The sequence below is a fragment of the Paracoccus marinus genome, from assembly GCF_007018965.1.
Classification (GTDB): Bacteria; Pseudomonadota; Alphaproteobacteria; order Rhodobacterales; family Rhodobacteraceae; genus Paracoccus; species Paracoccus marinus.
Window position 1 is genome coordinate 266,329 of sequence record NZ_VJYZ01000033.1, and the last position, 16,843, is coordinate 283,171.

A 16,843-nucleotide genomic window follows, 5' to 3' on the forward strand; every position below is an offset into this window, starting at 1 on the left:
CCGTGGACGCGCAGGACCCATCCCGCCCGTCGCCGCCCGACCGGCTGGCGCCGTTCCGCGCTGATCTCGACTCGCTCGCGTCCAAGGGGCGCAGGCGCGCGCTGAGCGGGCGGGCGGGGGTGGATTTCGCGTCGAACGATTATCTCGGCCTTGCCGGGTCGGCGCGGCTTGCGGACGCGGTGCGCCGCGCGCTGGACGAGGGCGCGGCGGTGGGCGCGACCGGTTCGCGGCTGCTGCGCGGCAACGACGACTGGCACGAGGCGCTTGAAGCGCGGGCGGCCGGGTTCTTCGGGGCGGGGGCCGCGCTGATGTTCGGGGGCGGCTATGTCGCGAACCTCGCGCTGTTCGGCACCTTGCCGCAGACGGGCGACCTGGTGCTGATGGACGCGCTGTCCCATGCCAGCACGCGCGAAGGCACCCGCCTGTCGCGCGCGGCTGTCGCCGAGTTCCGCCACAACGACCCCGGCCACGCCGCCGATGTCATCGCCGACTGGCGGCGCGCGGGCGGCACGGGCGCGGTCTGGATCGCGGTCGAAAGCCTTTACAGCATGGACGGCGACCGCGCGGCGCTGGACGATCTGGCCGCGCTTGCGGACGAACACGGCTTTCTGGTCGTGGACGAAGCCCATGCGACCGGCATCTGGGGCGCGGGCGGGCGCGGGCTCGGCGCGCATCTGGAAGGGCGCGAGAACTTCGTCTCGCTGCATACGCTGGGCAAGTCGCTGGGCGGATCGGGCGCGATCCTGTGCATGGCGCCCGCCTTGCGCGACTTCATGGTGAACCGCGCGCGGCCCTTCATCTTCGCGACCGCGCCCTCGCCCCTGGTCTGCGCGGCGGCGATCGAGGCGCTTGCGATGATCGGGGACGAGCCGTGGCGGCGCGAGGCGCTGCACGCCCGCGTGAACCTGATAGGTCGGGAACTCGCCGCCCGGCTGCCGCATCTTTCGCCCAGCGGCAGCCAGGTCGTGCCGCTGATCGTGGGGGGCGCGGCGGATACGATGGCGCTGGCCGCGGCATTGCAGGCGCGCGGCCTCGACGTGCGCGGCATCCGCCCGCCCACGGTGCCGCACGGCACCTCGCGGCTGCGGGTATCGCTGACGCTGAACGCGTCGGACGCCGACATCGTGACCCTTGTTCAGGCGTTGGAGGATTTGTGGCCCGCTTCGTGATTTCCGGCACCGGCACCGACATCGGCAAGACGGTGTTCGCGGCCGGGCTGACCGGCCTGATCGGCGCCGACTATTGGAAGCCGATCCAGACCGGCGTGACCCTTGGCGACAGCGACGCGCCGCGCGATGCGGGCTTCGTCGCCCGCATGACCGGCGCCCGCATCCACCCCGAGGCGGTGATCCTGCCCGAGCCGCTGTCGCCCCACCGCGCGGCCGAGCTTGCGGGCGTCACCATCGACCCCGCCGCGATCGACCCGCCCGACGCCGATCCGCTGGTGATCGAGGGGGCGGGCGGCGTTCTGGTCCCCGTCACCCGCGACCTTCTGTCGGCGGACCTGTTCGCGCGCTGGGGCATCCCGGTGATCCTGTGCGCGACGACCGGGCTTGGCACCATCAGCCACACGCTGAGCGCGATCGAATCCCTGCGCGCGCGGGGCTGTCCGCTGCACGGCGTGGCCTTCATCGGCGACGACAACCCCGACAACATCGCGACCATCGGCCAGATCGGCGGGGTGCGGGTGCTGGGCCGGCTTCCGCGCCTGCCGGACCTCACCCCCGAGGCGCTGGCCCGGGCCATGCGCGACAATTTCGACGCGGGGGATTTCGCATGATCGACGGACCTGTCTGGCACCCCTTCACCCAGCACGCGACCGAGCCCGCCCCGCCCGTCGTCCACCGGACCGGGGGCGCGTATCTGCACACCGACCGGGGCCGGCTGATCGACGCGGTGTCCAGCTGGTGGGTCGTGACGCACGGCCACCGCCACCCGCCGATCATGGACGCGATCCGCGACGCGGCCGACCGGCTGGACCAGGTGATCTTCGCCGGGCTGACGCACGAGCCCGCCGAACGGCTTGCCGCCGCGCTGGTGCGGCTGGCGCCGGAAGGCTTGAGCCGCGTGTTCTATTCCGACAGCGGCTCGACCGCCGTCGAGGTCGCGCTGAAAATGGCGCTGGGATACTGGCGCGCCGCTGATCGCGGCGAGGCGCGCCACCGGATCGTCGTCATGGATCATTCCTATCACGGCGACACCATCGGCACGATGAGCGTGGGCGAGCGCGGGGTCTTCAACGCGGCCTACGGCCCGCTGATGTTCGACGTGGACAGCATTCCGTTCCCGCAGGGCGACGGCGGGGCGACGCTGGATGCGTTCCGCGCGCTGGCCCAAGGCGGGCAAATCGCGGCGCTGATCGTCGAGCCACTGATCCTCGGGTCGGGCGGCATGTTGATGTACGACCCGGGCGTGCTGGCGGGCCTGCGGCAGATCTGCAACGACCACGGCGTCCTGATGATCGCGGACGAGGTGATGACGGGCTGGGGCCGCACCGGGCGGCTCTGGGCCTGCGATCACGCGGGCATCGCGCCGGATATCCTTTGCACCTCGAAGGGGCTGACCGGGGGCGCGGTGCCGCTGGCCGCGACGCTCGCCTGCGAAAAGGTGTATCAGGCGCATTATTCGACCGACCGCGCGCGGACCTTCTTTCATTCGTCCAGCTACACCGCCAACCCGATCGCCTGCGCGGCGGCGGTGGCGAACGTCGCGATCTGGGAAGCGGCCGGGATGCAGCCGGTGCTGGACCGGGTCGCCGCGATGCAGGCGCAGCGGCTGGCAGTCGTGGCGGCGCGGCCGGGATGGGAAAACCCGCGCCAGCTGGGCACCATCGCCGCGATCGACCTGACGGCGGCCGCAGGCGGCTATCTGGCGCAGGAAGGCCCGGCGATGCGGGCGCATTTCCTGGACCGCGGCGTGCTGCTGCGCCCGCTTGGGAACACCGTCTACGTCATGCCGCCCTATTGCGTGACCGACGACGACATGGATGAAATCTGGGGCGCGATCGCCAGCTACCGCTGAGGCGCAAAAAAAAGGGGCGGCGGGGTCGTCGCCCGCCGCCCCAAGAACCAACCGACGTTTACAGCCCCAGCGAGTGGTAGCTTTCCGCGATCCGGCGGATCGACACCATGAAGCCCGCGGTCCGCAAATCGGGCACGCGCGAGTCGTTTTCCAGCTGCGTGTACATCTGCTGGAACGCGTTCCGCATCGTGTCGTCCAGACCCGAGCGCACCAGTTCAAGCTCGTTCGCGCCCGTGAGGTACCGCTGCTTGAACCCCGTCGACATCGTCCAGCCAAGACCGCGGTCGGCCGACAGCCGTTCCAGTTCCTCGACCAGCAGCCGGTGCCGGTCCTCTTCCTGGCGCCGTTCCAGCCGCCCGAACGAGATGTGGCTGAGGTTCTTGACCCACTCGAAGTAGCTGACGGTCACGCCGCCCGCGTTGGCGTACATGTCGGGAACGACGACCGCGCCGCGTTCGCGCAGGATCGCGTCGCCTTCGGCGGTGACGGGACCGTTCGCGGCCTCGACCACCAGCCTGGCCTTGACCCGCGCGGCGTTGCCTTCGTGGATGACGGCCTCGAGCGCGGCGGGGATCAGGATGTCGCAGTCCAGTTCCAGCGCCTTCGAGCCGTCGGCGTCGTAGGTCGCGCCGGGGAAGTCCTTGACGCCGCCGGTCGCGCGCATGTGGGCGTGCAGGTCGGTGATGTTCAGCCCGTCGGGGTTCGTGACCATGCCGTCGCGTTCGGCGACCGCGACGATCTTGGCCCCGTCCTCCTGCGACAGGAACAGCGCCGCGTGGTAGCCCACGTTGCCCAGGCCCTGCACGACGATCCGCTGCCCGTCAAGCGAGCCGTCGAGGTTCGCGCGCTTGAGAAGGCTGGGCGTGCGGAACACCTCGCGCAGCGCGTACTGGACGCCGCGGCCGGTCGCCTCGACCCGGCCGGCGATCCCGCCCATGCCAAGGGGCTTGCCGGTGACGCAGCCGCGCGCGTCGATGTCTTCGGGGTGCAGGCGCTTGTAGGCGTCGGCCATCCACGCCATCTCGCGTTCGCCCGTGCCCATGTCGGGGGCGGGAACGTTCTGACTGGGCGAGATCAGGCGGCGGCGCGACAGCTCGTAGGTGAAGCGGCGGGTGATCTGTTCCAGCTCGCTTGGTTCCCACGCGCGCGGGTCGATCCGAAGCCCGCCCTTGGAGCCGCCGAACGGCAGTTCCACCAGCGCGCATTTATAGGTCATCAGCGCCGCCAGCGCCTCGACCTCGTCCTGGTCGACGTTCATGGCGTAGCGGATGCCGCCCTTGACCGGCTCGTTGTGTTCGGAATGGACCGAACGGTAGCCGACGAAGGTCTGGATCTGCCCGCGCAGGCGCACGCCGAACCGGACCGTGTAGGTCGAGTTGCAGACGCGGATCTTTTCGGCAAGCCCGGGCGGCAGGTCCATCAGGGCGACGGCCTGCGAGAACATTGAGTCGACGGAATCGCGGAACGATCCTGCTGAGGTGGTCATGACGTGTCCTTGCGGATGAATTCGGTGGGCGCACGCTTGCACATGTCGGGCGCTGCGGAAAGCTTTGCCAGGCGGGCAATAAGCATGCATCTGCCGGCGAATGGCCGGTGGCGCCGGTGGTGGCGCTATCATCCGGGCTGCCCTTGGTGCCGGTCTGAAAGGCGCGGGCCAGACGATCGCGCCGGATCGCGGCGCGGCCGCAACAACTTGATCGGGTTGCGCGGGGCGCGGGTTCTCAACGCAGGGGCGATCGGGATATAAAGGTTTGATGAACCGGCGGAAGACGGGCGTTCGCGGCAACGCGCCGGGCCTTCCGCGACACGACACCAGCATGATGCTGCCCAACCGGACGAAGGATGACATGATCCCCAGACTGATCGCCCTGGCGCTCGTCGCCGCGCCTCTTGCCGCCTGCGCGCCCGCGCCCGCACCCGTCGTCGCCCCGGTGGCCGTCACCGCGCCGGTCGTGCCGGTCACGCCGGTCACGGGCATCTCGGGGCTGGAGGAACGCCAGCCCGACGCCTGCCACGCCAAGGACTACACCGCCGCGCTGGGTCAGCCCGGTTCGGTCATCCCGTCGCTCGGGATCACCCGAAAATACCGCGTGGTCGAGTATCGCGGCATCGAGCCGCAGGAATACGACTCGCTTCGGATCGTGTTCCGGCTGGACCAGTCGGGCAACATCTACAATATCGACTGCGGCTGAAAGGTTTGACGATGAAACGGCTTCTGCTTGCCCTTCCCTTCCTCGCGCTGGCCGGCTGCGTCGAGCCGGTGCCCCCGGTCACGCCCGAGGAACCGGACGCCGATCTTTGCAAGGCATCTGCGCTGCAGGGGCTGGTGGGCCAGCCCCGCACGGTCTTGGGCACGATGCTGCTGCCGGCCGGGTCGCGGGTGATCGAGCCGGGGCAGGCGGTCACGATGGACTACCGCGCCGACCGGCTGAACGTCGAGATCGGGACCGATGACCGCATCTCGAAGGTCGGCTGTTACTGAGGCGGCGGGCCAGTCCCAAGGGTCGCGGCGCACCGCCGTCCGCGACTTTCCACGCCACGAAGGGGCCGCGTTGCGGCCCCTTTGCCATTGATCGGGGCCGGGGCAGGTGTCACCTTGGCGTCATGCTGATGTCCGTCCCCCCTTCCGGCCAGCCGCCGGTTCCCGAACAGATCGCCTTCGACCGGGCCGAGCTTTCGGTCATCCTGTCGATCTATGGCCGGATGGTCGCGGCGGGCGAGTGGCGCGACTATGCCATGTCGTTCCTGCGCGAGGTGGCGGTGTTCAGCATCTTCCGCCGGGCGGCGGAAACCCCGATCTACCGGATCGAGAAGCGGCCGAAGCTGCGGGCCGCGCAGGGGCAATACGCGGTGATCGGGATGGACGGGCGGATCCTCAAGCGCGGGCACGACCTCAGGGCCGTGCTGCGGGTGTTCGACGCCAAGATGATCCGCGCCGTCTGACGGGGCTCAGGGTTTGGCGGGGCTTACGCCTCGGCCGGCTTGATCCGCGCCCCGCTGCCGTCGGCGAACGCCCGCAGGCGTTCCTTCGCGGCCTCTTGTGTGTTCACCACGCCCGCGACGACCGATTCCGCATAGCCCGCGTCCAGCGCCGACATGTTCTGCATGTGCGAGATGGCCGAGCAGATGGCAAAGTTCGACAGCGGCGGGTTCCGGGCGGCGGCGCGGGCAAGCTCCATCGTCTTTGCCTCGCTGTCGTCGACCAGGTACTGGGCAAGGCCCACGTCCACCGCCTCATGCCCGCGATACAGGCGCCCGCTCAGCATCATGTCGATCATCCGCGCCTTGCCGATCAGGTCAGCCACCCGGATCGTCGCGCCGCCGCCCGTGAACAGGCCGCGCTGACCCTCGGGCAGGCCGAAATAGGTCGTCTGGTCCGCGACCCGGATATGGGCGGACGAGGCAAGCTCCAGCCCGCCGCCCACGACCGCGCCCTTGAGCGCCGCAATCACCGGGACGCCGCCGTATTCCATCTTGTTGAACGCCTCGTGCCAGCGCAGGCAGACATGCATGAAGTCGGCGGCCGAGCGGTCCGCCTTCCAGTGTTCCACCAGGTCCAGACCGGCGCAGAAATGCGTGCCCTCGGCCCGCAGGACGCAGGCGCGGACGCCCGACCGGGGCATGGTGGAAAAGACGTCGATCAGTTCCTCGATCGTGGCCTCGTCCAGCGCGTTGCGCTTGGTCGGACGGTTGAGCGAGACGACGGCGATCCCGTCGTCGTCGACCGCGACGGTCAGGTTATGCAGGGTCAGGTCGGACAGCTGGCGCATCGGGATCAGCCTTTCGTGATGGCGTGGATGACGGCGGGAACGGTCAGGATGCTGACCGCGGTCGAGATCAGGATCGCGGCGGATACGCGCTGCTCGGCCACGCGGAAATGGTGCGCGAGCATGTAGACGTTGCCCGCGACGGGCAGGGCGGCGGCCGCGATCATGACCCCGGCGGGGCCGGGCGGGACGCCGAACGCCCAGGCGGCAACCGCGACGGCGGCGGGGTGCAGGATCAGCTTTGCCGCGCTCAGCCATACCGCCGGGCCGACGCGGCCGACCGGCCGGGTGGTCAGCGAGGCGCCGATCGCGAACAGCGCGCCGGGGGTGGCGGCGGCGCCCAGCAGCGTCAGGAAATCGAGCGCGGGAGCGGGCAGCGGCAGACGCAGCGCGGCCCAGGTCAGCCCCGCCGCCATTGATACGATCATGGGGTTGGTGACGACGCCCTTCAGCGCGGCCGTCAGCGCCCCCGGGCCGATCCGCCCGTGCCGCGCGGCGGCGATGATCAGCGTGATGAGCGTCGAGAACACGATCATGTCGATCGTCAGCACCATCAGCACCGGGCCGATCGCCCGCTCGCCCAGCAGCGCGACCAGCATCGGCACGCCGAGAAAGCCGGTGTTCCCGGTCATCCCCACATGCGCCTGCATCGCCGCATCGGCGAGCGGCTGCCCCGTCCGGCGCGACAGGGCGAAGCCCAACGCCCACAGCGCGCCCGAACCCGCCACGTAGGCCGCGACGAAGCGGGCATCGAACAGCGCGGGAAGGTCCAGCGTCGCGGCAAAGCGGAACAGCATCGCCGACAGCGCGAACCAGAAGACGAAGTGGGTCAGCCAGCGCGTCGCCTCGGCCGGGAAGAACCGCAGCTTGCCCGCGAGCCAGCCAAGGCCGATCAGCGCGAAGAACGGCAGCGTCTGCAGGAAGATCGCCAGCACCCGCCAGCCCTCCCCGCCCGTGCCCTCGGGTGGCACAGAACCAAATCGGACGCCGGGCCGCAAGCGGTCGGGCGGTTCTCAGGCGCGCAGGATTCAGGCGCGGCGGACGGTGAAGGCGCGGGCGCCGGGTTCGGACGGCTCGACCGAAACCAGCTCGTGCCCGCCCTCGGCGCAGAAATGCGGCACGTCGATGACCGCCGCCGGGTCGGTGGCCACCAGCCGCACGGTCGCGCCCGACGGCAGCGGTTGCAGCGCCCTGCGCAGCCGCAGGACCGGCAGCGGGCACAGCAGGTGGCGGGCGTCGATGTCCACCGTCACGTCAGGCGGCGCGCGGCCGGGCGGCGGCGCGGCACCAGCCAAGCGCCGCGTCGGGCTCGACGGCCTGTGCCAGGTCGCCCGCGAAGTCGTCGAAGGCGGCGCGGAACCGGGGCGGGACCGCGACGATGACGGGGATGCCGTCCGCGAGCGCCTGCGCGATCAGGTCGCGGAAGCCGCCGCCCATCGCCTCGATCCGGCCGAACTTGTTGACGATGACCAGATCCGCGCCCCGCTCCAGCACCATCGCGGCCCGGCCCGCCGCGATGGCAAGTGCGCCGCCGTCCACCCGGCACCCCTGCGAGCCCGCGCCCAGCGACTGCGAGATCCGCACGACCGGGCCGTCGCAACCCAGCACGGTCAGGTCCATGTCGCAGCTGCAATCCGCGCCCCGTTCGTGGTTGACCTGCACCGCGCCGGCAAGCCGCAGCCCTTCGGCGGCCAGCGTCGCGGCGATGTCGCCCAGCAGCAGGTCGGCGGCGCCGGGCGCATCGGAAAGGGTGATATGGGCGAGCATGGCGCGATCATAGGCGCGGCGCGCGGGCGCGGCAACGGTTGCGCCCGGCCCGCATCCGGGCAGGATGCGGGGATGGAGTTTGCGGGGATCATCCTGGCGGGCGGCGCGTCGCGGCGGATGCAGGCGGGGCCCGTGCCGATTGACAAGGCGCTGCTGCCGCTGGCCGGTCAGCCGATGATCGCGCATGTGATCGCCCGGCTGGGCTGCGCGCGGGCAATCAGCGCGAACGGCGATCCGGCGCGCTTCGCGCCCTTCGGGCTGCCGGTGCTGGCCGATTGCGTGCCGGACCGGCCCGGCCCGCTTGCCGGGGTGCTGGCCGGGATGGACTGGGCCGCGGCGCAGGGATTCCGGCGCATCGTGACCGCCGCCGCCGACACCCCGTTCGCGCCGCGCGACCTGGCGGCGGCGCTGATCGGGGCGGGCGGGCCGGTCGCGATCGCGACCCATGCCGGGCGCGACCATCCGACGATGGCCTCCTGGGACGTGGACCTGCGGGACGCGCTGCGCGCCGCGCTTGCCGCCGGGATGCGCCGTCCGGTCGCCTTTGCCGAAAGCGTCCGCGCGCGCCGGGTGGATTTCACCGGGGACGACCCGTTCCTCGACGATCCGTTCCTCGACGACCCGTTCTTCAACGTGAACACGCCCGACGACCTTGTCCGCGCCGAGCGGCGCGCTCGCGCCGCCTGAAGCCCCGTGGACATTCCGCCGGGCGCTGCATCTAGTGGCCCCCGGATCGGGGCGGAGGAACGCGGATGGACATCAAGGCACTGGCGATGGGCGTGACCTTCGCGGTGATCTGGGCCTCTGCCTTTACCAGCACGCGGCTGATCGTCACCGCCGCGCCGCCCTTGACGGCGCTGGTGATCCGGTTCGGGATCTCGGCCGCGCTTGCCATCGGCATCGCCCTCGCGCTGGGGCAGCGGCCGCGGTTCTCGCCCCGCGAGTGGTGGGCGCTGGTGATCTTCGGCCTGTGCCAGAACGCGCTTTACCTGGGCCTCAACTGGATCGGGATGCAGACGGTCGAGGCGTCGGCTGCGTCGATCATCGCCTCGATGATGCCGCTGCTGGTGGCGCTGTTCGGGCGGCTGTTTCTTGGCGACCGGCTGCGTCCGCTGGCGGTGCTGGGGCTGGCTGCCGGGCTGTTCGGGGTCGCGCTCATCATGGGGGTGCGGCTGACGAAGGGGCTGGATCCGCACGGCGCGCTTCTGTGCGTGGCGGCGGTGGTCGCACTTGCAGTGGCCACGCTGGCGGTGCGGGGCGCAGGCGGCGGGCGCAACGTCCTGATGGCGGTGGGGGTGCAGATGGGCGTGGGTGCCGCCGCGCTGCTGCTGCCCGCGCTGGTCATGGAACACGGCCGCCCGATCGCGTGGAGCGGGCCGCTGGGCGCGGCCCTTCTTTACACCATCCTCGCGCCGGGGATCGGGGCCACGTTCATCTGGTTCCAGCTGGTCAAGCGGATCGGGGCGGTCCGCGCCGCCACGTTCCATTTCCTGTCGCCGCCCTTCGGCGTCGCCATCGCGGCGGCGCTTCTGGGCGAGCATTTCGGCGCGTCCGACGTGATCGGGTCGGCCATCGTGGCGGCGGGCATCCTGATGGTGCAGCTGTCGCGGGTGCCCGCCGCCCCGCCTTATCAGGCGGAGGACGACATCCGCGCCATCCACTCGGCATCCTCGGTGCCCGCGCGGCGCACCGAATCGCGGTCCTGACAGCGGTCCACCCACGCCCTTATCGGCCCGGTTTCGGGGATCATCTGGCTGAAGAACGCGAACGCCCCGCCCACCAGCAGGTCGGCGGCGCTGTAGGTGTCGCCGAGCAGATAGGGGCGGTCCGCCAGCGCCTCTTCGACGCGCTGCACGGCGGTCGGCAGGTCGCGGAACGTGGCCTTCAGGTCCTCGTTCTCGATCTTGAGATAGTCGAGGATCGCCACAGGCTCCATCACGCCGGCATACCAGGCGAGCCACGACAGGAACGGGCCGCGGCCCTTTTCGCCTGCATTCGGGGCAAGGTCCGAGGGGTAGCGTTCGGTCAGCCAGACGATGATCGCGGCGCGTTCGCGGATCATGTCGCCGGCGTCCACGATGACGGGCGCCTTGCCTTCGGGGTGGGGGTTCGCGGGATCGGACGCGCCGGACCCGTCGCCGCGCCTGATGTCGATGCGCACGATGTCGAGGTCGGCGGGGTCGCCAAGTTCGTGGACCAGCGTCAGGATCGCGGTCGAGCGGCTGTGCGGGGCGTGGTAGAAGGTCGGCATGTGAAGCTCCTTTGCTTGCCGGACAGGTTCTAGCCCGGGGCTGCTGACAAAAGGCGACAGCATGGCGCGGACCGACAGACTGATGCGGCTGATGGATGCGCTGCGGCGCCTGCCCGCGCCGGTGACGGCCGCGCGGCTGGCCGATGAAACCGGCGTGTCGCCGCGCCAGCTGTACCGCGACATCGCCACCCTGCGCGCCAGCGGCGCGCTGATCGACGGCGAGGCGGGGGTGGGTTACCGGTTGACAGAGGACCCGGCGCTGCCGCCGCAAAGCTTCTCGCGCCTGGAAATCGAGGCGCTGCTGATCGCGGTTGCGCAACTGCCGCGCACCGGCGACGGGACGCTGGCACAGGCCGGGCGCGGGGCGCTGGCCCGGATCATCGCGACCCTGCCCGAGCGGCAGGCGCAGCAGGCGATGCACGCGGTCCTGCGCAGCTTCGCCGCCGAGCGGGGCGAGGTCGTGCCGCCCCATATCGACATGGACCTGATCCGCCGCGCCTCCTGGGACGAGACGTCGCTGCGGATCGTCTATCGCGACGCCGCCGACCGCGTCACCGACCGGGAGGTCTGGCCGCTGGGCATCAGCTATTCGGACAGCAGCCTGCTGCTGGCGGCGATGTGCCGGTTGCGGGGCGATTTCCGGATGTTCCACGTGCCGCGCATGATCTCGGTCGTGGCCGGGGCCGAAAGCTTTCGCCCGCACCGGGTGGCGCTTCTGCGCGAGTTCGCGGCATCGCGGGGCGCGCGTCCTGTTCCCGTGGCGGACAGCCCGCCGGGGGACTGCGCTTGATGGTGAACCCGGCGGGCGCTTGCGCGTTCTGACCCGATGCGCGCCGACGATTTCCTGTATCCGACCGATGCCGGGCTGTACTGCCCGGCCGGCGATTTCTTCATCGACCCGGTGCGCCCCGTGCCCCGCGCGCTGATCACCCACGGCCACGGCGACCACGCCCGTGCGGGCCACGGCGCGGTCATGGCCACGCGGCAGACGCTTGACATCATGGCGATCCGCTATGGCGAGGATTTCTGCGAGACGCGGCAGGTCGCCGACGGCGCGGCGCGGGTGGGCGGCGTCGAGGTCAGCTTCCATCCGGCGGGGCACGTGCTGGGGTCGGCGCAGATCCGGCTCGCCTGCGACAAGGGGCCGGTGATCGTCGTCTCGGGCGACTACTGCCGCACCCCGAACCCGGTCTGCGCCCCGTGGGAGCCGGTGCCCTGCGACATCTTCGTGACCGAGGCGACGTTCGGCCTGCCGGTGTTCAAGCACCCCGACCCGGCGGCCGAGATGGCCAAGCTGCTGGCCAGCATGGCCGAGTTTCCCGACCGCGCCCACCTGATCGGCGCCTATGCCCTGGGCAAGGCGCAGCGGGTCATGGCGCTGCTGCGGGCTGCCGGCTACGACCGCCCGATCCACCTGCACGGCGCGATCCAGCGGCTGACCGACTATCACGTGGAGCAAGGCGTCGATCTGGGCGACCTGCTGCCCGCCACGACGCCGAAAGAGATCGAGGGGCAGGTGGTGATCGCCCCGCCCTCGGCCTTCGCCTCCCCTTGGGTGCAGCGGTTCCGCGATCCGGTGATCTCGTTCGCGTCGGGCTGGATGGCGGTGCGCGCCCGTGCCCGGCAGCGCGGGGTGGAACTGCCGCTGGTGATCTCGGACCACGTTGACTGGCCGCAGCTGACGCAGACGCTGACTGAACTTCGCCCCGACGAGGTATGGGTCACGCACGGGGCCGAGGAGGCGCTGGTGCGCTGGTGCGCGCTCAATCAGCTGCGGGCGCGGCCGCTGCGGCTGGTGGGCTATGACGAGGACGAGGAATGAAGGACTTCGCGCTTCTGCTCGAGCGGTTGGCCTTCACGCCTTCCCGCAACGCCAAGCTGCAGATCCTGCAGCACTATCTGGAACGCACGCCCGACCCCGACCGCGGCTATGCCTTCGCCGCGCTGACGGGCGACCTGAAGCTGCGCGCGGTGACGCCGGGCCTGTTGCGCGGGCTGGTGGCCGAGCGGTTCGACGAGCAGCTGTTCGCGCTGTCCTATGATTTCGTCGGTGACCTCGCGGAAACCATCGCGCTCATCTGGGACGGCGAGCCCGTGGGCGACCTGCCCCTGACCGATGCCGTGCACCTGCTGGAAACCACCGGCAAGGCCGGGCTGCCGTCCGCCATCGCGGGCGTGCTGGACCGGCTGGGGCCGTCCGAGCGGCTGGCGTTCCTGAAACTCGCCACCGGCAACCTGCGGATCGGCCTGTCGGGCCGCCTTGCGCGGACCGCCCTGGCGCAGATGGGCGAACCCACGCTGGACGACATCGAGGAGGTCTGGCACGGCCTGAAGCCGCCATACCCCGAGGTCTTCGCCTGGGTCACCGGCGGCCCGCGCCCCGACCGCGCGGCACTCGCCCCGTTCCGCCCGGTGATGCTGTCCACGCCCACGGACCTTGAAGAACTGCGCGCGCTTGACCCGGCCGAGCATGTGGCCGAATGGAAATGGGACGGCATCCGCGTGCAGGCGGTCAGCGAGGGCGGGGTGCGGCGGCTTTATTCCCGCACCGGCGAGGACGTGTCGGGCGCGTTCCCCGACCTCATCGACGAAATGACGTGGGAAGGCGCGGTGGACGGCGAACTGCTGGTCCGCCGCCAGGGCGAGGTCGCAAGCTTCAACGAACTGCAGCAGCGCCTGAACCGCAAGACTGTCAGCCGCGCGCTGCTGGAAAGCCACCCGGCGGGCCTGCGGGTCTATGACCTTCTGATCTGGAACGGCGAGGACCTGCGCCCGCGCCCGCTGATGGACCGCCGCGCGGTGCTGGAGGCCGCGGATTTCCGCAGCGACCGGATCGACATCTCAAGGCTTCTGCCGTTCGGGACGTGGGACGACCTTGCCGCGCTGCGCGCCGACCCGCCCGACGCGGTGATCGAGGGCGTGATGATAAAGCGCCGCGACGCCGCTTACGTCGGCGGCCGCCCGCGCGGCCCGTGGTTCAAGTGGAAGCGCGACCCGCGCGTCGTGGACGCGGTGATGATGTACGCGCAGCGCGGCCACGGGAAGCGGTCGGGGTTCTATTCGGACTTCACCTTCGGCCTGTGGTCGGGCGCCGATCTGGTGCCGGTCGGCAAGGCCTATTTCGGCTTCACCGACGAGGAGCTGCGCGAACTGGACCGCTTCGTGCGCAACAACACCACCGAACGCTTCGGCCCCGTCCGCGCCGTCGCGCCCAAGCTGGTGGTCGAGGTCGCGTTCGAGGGGGTGAACCGGTCCACCCGGCACAAGTCGGGGGTGGCGATGCGCTTTCCCCGCGTTGCGCGGATCCGCTGGGACAAGCCGGTGGCCGAGGCCGACCGCCTGGAAACGCTGGAGGCGATGATCGACGCGCCGAACGTCTTTGCGGCGGACGCGGCGCGGGCCGGGACGCGGCACGGGCGCACGAAGCGCGCGGGCGGCGAGGATGAACCGGGGGCTGCGCGCCCCCGTGCCCCGGCGGGATACTTGGGGACAGAAGATGGGGAGGGGGAGCCGCCCAAGGGCAGCCGATGACGCTGCCGCCCGAGTTTCAGGACTGGTTCGCCCGGCAAGGCTGGTCGCCGCATCCCCACCAGCTTGCGCTGCTGGAGGCGCAGGGGGACACGCTGCTGATCGCGCCGACCGGCGGCGGCAAGACGCTGGCGGGGTTCCTGCCGTCGCTGGTCGATCTCGCGGGCGGGCATCAGGGCTTGCATACGCTCTATGTCTCGCCCCTCAAGGCGCTGACGGCGGATATCGGGCGCAACCTCGCGCGGCCCGTGGCCGACCTGGGTCTGCCGATCCGGGTCGAGGACCGGACCGGCGACACCCGCAGCGCCGCCCGACAGCGGCAGCGCACCGATCCGCCGCAGATCCTGCTGACGACGCCGGAAAGCCTTGCCCTGATGCTCAGCTACCCGGAAGCGCCGCGCATCTTCGGGAACGTGCGCCGGGTGGTGCTGGACGAACTGCATGCGCTGGCCGAGAACAAGCGCGGCGACCAGCTGATGCTGGGGCTCGCGCGGCTGCGGACCCTGTCGCCCGGGCTGACCGCGACCGGCCTGTCGGCGACGGTCGAGGACCCGGAGGCGCTCGCCGCGTTCATGGGGGGCGCGCGGGTGATCAATGCCGATCCGGGGCCCGACCCGGACATCGAGATGCTCGCGACCTCTCGCCCCGCGCCATGGGCCGGGGGCGGCGGGCATTACGCGGTGCCCGACGTGCTGGACGCGATCCGGGGGGCGAACACGACCATCGTCTTCATCAACACCCGCGCGCAGGCGGAGCTGTTCTTTCAGGCGATCTGGGCCGCGAACGAGGACAACCTGCCGATCGGCCTGCACCACGGCAGCCTTGCGCGCGAGGCGCGGGCGCGGGTCGAGGCGGCGATGGCGGCGGGCGAATTGCGGGCCGTGATCGCGACCGGCAGCCTTGACCTGGGGATCGACTGGGGCAACGTCGATCTGGTAATCCAGGTGGGCGCGCCCAAGAACGTCAAGCGGCTGGTGCAGCGGATCGGGCGCGCGAACCACCGCTACAACGCGCCCTCGCGGGCGCGGATCGTGCCCGCGAACCGGTTTGAGGTGATCGAATGCGTGGCCGCGCTGGAAGCGGTGCGCGCGCATGATCTGGACGGCGACGCGCGCGGCCCGGGGCCGCTGGACGTGCTGTGCCAGCATATCCTGCTGACCGCCTGCGCGGGGCCGTTCGAGGCGGGGGCGCTTTACGACGAGGTGCGGGCGGCGGGCCCATACCGCGATCTGTCCCGCGCCGACTTCGACGACTGCGTGCAGTTCTGCGCGACCGGGGGTTATGCGCTGAAAGCCTATGACCGCTGGCAGCGGCTGGTCGAGCGGGGCGGCCTGTGGGGCCTGCGCGACCCCCGCGCCGCGCGCGATCTGCGGATGAACGTCGGCACCATCGTCGAGGCCGAGATGCTGAAGGTCCGCTGGAAGCGCGGCGGCGGCCTGCTGGGCGAGGTCGAGGAAGCCTTTGCCGCGACGCTGGTGCCGGGCGATACCTTCCTGACCGGCGGCCAGACAGTCCGCTACGAGGGCTTGCGCGAACTGACGCTGGAAGTGTCGCCGAACCCGCACAAGCAGCCGAAGATCGCCGTGTTCGGCGGGCTGAAGCTCGCGACCTCGACCGAGCTCAGCCACCGCGTGCTGGCGCTGATCGGCGATCGCGCGCAGTGGGACGGCCTGCCCGAAAACACCCGCGAGTGGCTGGCGCTGCAGGCCGAGATGTCGGCGCTGCCGCGCCCCGGAGCGCTGGTCACGGAAAGCTTTCGCTATGACGGGCGCTGGCACTTTGCGCTTTACGGGTTCGCGGGCCGCAATGCGCTGCAGACGCTGGGCCTCTTGATGACGCGCACGATGGAAGTGGCGGGGCTGGGGCCGCTGGGGTTTCTGTCCACCGACTATGCGCTGCTGATATGGTCGGTCGATTCGGTGACCGATCCCGCCCCGCTGCTGGACCGGGACGGCTTGCGCGAGGGGCTGGGGGCGTGGCTTGGCGGAAACGCGGTCATGAAGCGGACCTTCCGCAACGTGGCGATCGTGTCGGGGCTGATCCAGCGCAACATGCCGGGCGCGCGGCGGTCGGGCAAGCAGGCGACGTTTTCCAGCGATATCCTGTATGACACGCTCAGGCGCTACGACCCCGACCACCTGTTGCTGCGCGTGACCGCGACCGAGGCGGCGCGGGGGCTGGTCGATTTCGGCCGGATCGAGGAGATGCTGGACCGCTCGGCCGCGCTTGACCACCGGATGCTTGACCGCGTATCCCCGCTGGCCGCGCCCCTGATGCTGGAAATGGGGCGCGTCAGGATCGAGGGCCAGGGCCGGATGCGGCTGGCCGAGGAAGAGGCAGAGGCGATGATGCGCGACGCGGGCCTGACGCTGACGGACGATCCCGATCTTGCCGCGCAGGCGGCGGGGCTGGACGGAATGCGCGCGGCGCGGCCGCAACCCGCGGCCACGCCCCGGCGCCGCGCGGGACGCGGACGGCCGCGGACCGTGCCGCTGGCGCGCTGAGGGCT

The 16,843-nt window shown here is 71.0% G+C and carries 18 protein-coding genes; 12 read left to right on the top strand and 6 right to left on the bottom strand.

Annotated features, from left to right (window positions below; translation table 11 throughout):
- Positions 1-2: 2 nt before the first annotated feature.
- From FNF32_RS13520 to FNF32_RS13530, 3 genes are read left to right on the top strand one after another with little or no spacing between them, the layout of a single operon-like run.
- A complete protein-coding gene (locus FNF32_RS13520) occupies positions 3-1,169 on the top strand; it encodes an 8-amino-7-oxononanoate synthase (RefSeq protein ID WP_246087839.1) in 1,167 nt (388 codons plus the stop codon).
- Positions 1,154-1,780, top strand: a complete 627-nt coding sequence (gene bioD / locus FNF32_RS13525; RefSeq protein ID WP_131674965.1) for a dethiobiotin synthase — start codon at positions 1,154-1,156, stop codon at positions 1,778-1,780. Before FNF32_RS13520 ends, bioD begins: the two co-directional genes overlap by 16 nt.
- Complete coding sequence (locus FNF32_RS13530) at positions 1,777-3,021, top strand: adenosylmethionine--8-amino-7-oxononanoate transaminase (protein ID WP_131674964.1); 1,245 nt, start codon at positions 1,777-1,779, stop codon at positions 3,019-3,021. The genes bioD and FNF32_RS13530 overlap by 4 nt, the downstream gene beginning before the upstream one ends.
- 58 nt (positions 3,022-3,079) lie before the next feature.
- Here the strand turns inward: FNF32_RS13530 and FNF32_RS13535 are convergent, their stop codons facing one another.
- Positions 3,080-4,507: a Glu/Leu/Phe/Val family dehydrogenase gene (locus FNF32_RS13535; RefSeq protein ID WP_246087840.1), complete on the bottom strand. Its 1,428-nt coding sequence runs from the start codon at positions 4,505-4,507 to the stop codon at positions 3,080-3,082.
- 361 nt (positions 4,508-4,868) lie between these two features.
- Here FNF32_RS13535 and FNF32_RS13540 point away from each other — a divergent pair, with 361 nt between their 5' ends.
- The 3 genes from FNF32_RS13540 to FNF32_RS13550 all read left to right on the top strand — a co-directional run bounded on the left by FNF32_RS13540 (position 4,869) and on the right by FNF32_RS13550 (position 5,964).
- Positions 4,869-5,213 carry a hypothetical protein gene (locus FNF32_RS13540; RefSeq protein WP_131674980.1) on the top strand — a complete coding sequence of 115 codons (345 nt, stop codon included), beginning with the start codon at positions 4,869-4,871 and terminating at the stop codon, positions 5,211-5,213.
- An 11-nt stretch (positions 5,214-5,224) separates the two neighbouring features.
- The gene (locus tag FNF32_RS13545) at positions 5,225-5,503 is read left to right on the top strand and encodes an I78 family peptidase inhibitor (protein ID WP_131674963.1); all 279 of its coding nucleotides are present in this window, start codon (positions 5,225-5,227) and stop codon (positions 5,501-5,503) included.
- Positions 5,504-5,625: 122 nt separating this feature from the next.
- The gene (locus FNF32_RS13550; RefSeq protein WP_246087841.1) at positions 5,626-5,964 is read left to right on the top strand and encodes a DUF2794 domain-containing protein; all 339 of its coding nucleotides are present in this window, start codon (positions 5,626-5,628) and stop codon (positions 5,962-5,964) included.
- A gap of 23 nt (positions 5,965-5,987) precedes the next feature.
- On the opposite strand, the gene FNF32_RS13555 is transcribed toward FNF32_RS13550, so the two are convergent.
- The 4 genes from FNF32_RS13555 to FNF32_RS13570 form a co-directional block, all read right to left on the bottom strand.
- Positions 5,988-6,791, bottom strand: a complete 804-nt coding sequence (locus FNF32_RS13555; RefSeq protein WP_131674962.1) for a crotonase/enoyl-CoA hydratase family protein — start codon at positions 6,789-6,791, stop codon at positions 5,988-5,990.
- Positions 6,792-6,796: 5 nt separating this feature from the next.
- Positions 6,797-7,723 carry an AEC family transporter gene (locus FNF32_RS13560; RefSeq protein ID WP_131674978.1) on the bottom strand — a complete coding sequence of 309 codons (927 nt, stop codon included), beginning with the start codon at positions 7,721-7,723 and terminating at the stop codon, positions 6,797-6,799.
- 93 nt (positions 7,724-7,816) lie between these two features.
- Positions 7,817-8,035, bottom strand: a complete 219-nt coding sequence (locus FNF32_RS13565; protein ID WP_131674977.1) for a sulfurtransferase TusA family protein — start codon at positions 8,033-8,035, stop codon at positions 7,817-7,819.
- 7 nt (positions 8,036-8,042) lie between these two features.
- The gene (locus FNF32_RS13570) at positions 8,043-8,555 is read right to left on the bottom strand and encodes a DUF2478 domain-containing protein (RefSeq protein WP_131674961.1); all 513 of its coding nucleotides are present in this window, start codon (positions 8,553-8,555) and stop codon (positions 8,043-8,045) included.
- A gap of 72 nt (positions 8,556-8,627) precedes the next feature.
- Between FNF32_RS13570 and mobA the strand changes: the two genes are divergently transcribed.
- Positions 8,628-9,242, top strand: a complete 615-nt coding sequence (gene mobA / locus FNF32_RS13575; RefSeq protein WP_131674976.1) for a molybdenum cofactor guanylyltransferase MobA — start codon at positions 8,628-8,630, stop codon at positions 9,240-9,242.
- A gap of 65 nt (positions 9,243-9,307) precedes the next feature.
- A complete protein-coding gene (locus FNF32_RS13580) occupies positions 9,308-10,261 on the top strand; it encodes a DMT family transporter (protein WP_131674960.1) in 954 nt (317 codons plus the stop codon).
- Here the strand turns inward: FNF32_RS13580 and FNF32_RS13585 are convergent.
- A complete protein-coding gene (locus FNF32_RS13585) occupies positions 10,186-10,806 on the bottom strand; it encodes a glutathione S-transferase family protein (protein WP_131674959.1) in 621 nt (206 codons plus the stop codon). The genes FNF32_RS13580 and FNF32_RS13585 overlap by 76 nt on opposite strands.
- 61 nt (positions 10,807-10,867) lie before the next feature.
- Between FNF32_RS13585 and FNF32_RS13590 the strand changes: the two genes are divergently transcribed.
- From FNF32_RS13590 to FNF32_RS13605, 4 genes are read left to right on the top strand one after another with little or no spacing between them, the layout of a single operon-like run.
- A complete protein-coding gene (locus FNF32_RS13590) occupies positions 10,868-11,596 on the top strand; it encodes a helix-turn-helix transcriptional regulator (RefSeq protein ID WP_131674958.1) in 729 nt (242 codons plus the stop codon).
- Between the two features lie 36 nt (positions 11,597-11,632).
- Positions 11,633-12,628 carry a ligase-associated DNA damage response exonuclease gene (locus tag FNF32_RS13595; protein WP_131674957.1) on the top strand — a complete coding sequence of 332 codons (996 nt, stop codon included), beginning with the start codon at positions 11,633-11,635 and terminating at the stop codon, positions 12,626-12,628.
- The gene (locus tag FNF32_RS13600) at positions 12,625-14,337 is read left to right on the top strand and encodes a cisplatin damage response ATP-dependent DNA ligase (RefSeq protein WP_131674956.1); all 1,713 of its coding nucleotides are present in this window, start codon (positions 12,625-12,627) and stop codon (positions 14,335-14,337) included. Before FNF32_RS13595 ends, FNF32_RS13600 begins: the two co-directional genes overlap by 4 nt.
- On the top strand, positions 14,334-16,838 hold the full coding sequence (locus FNF32_RS13605; RefSeq protein WP_143796694.1) for a ligase-associated DNA damage response DEXH box helicase: 2,505 nt from the start codon (positions 14,334-14,336) through the stop codon (positions 16,836-16,838). The genes FNF32_RS13600 and FNF32_RS13605 overlap by 4 nt, the downstream gene beginning before the upstream one ends.
- The last annotated feature ends 5 nt before the right edge of the window (positions 16,839-16,843 follow it).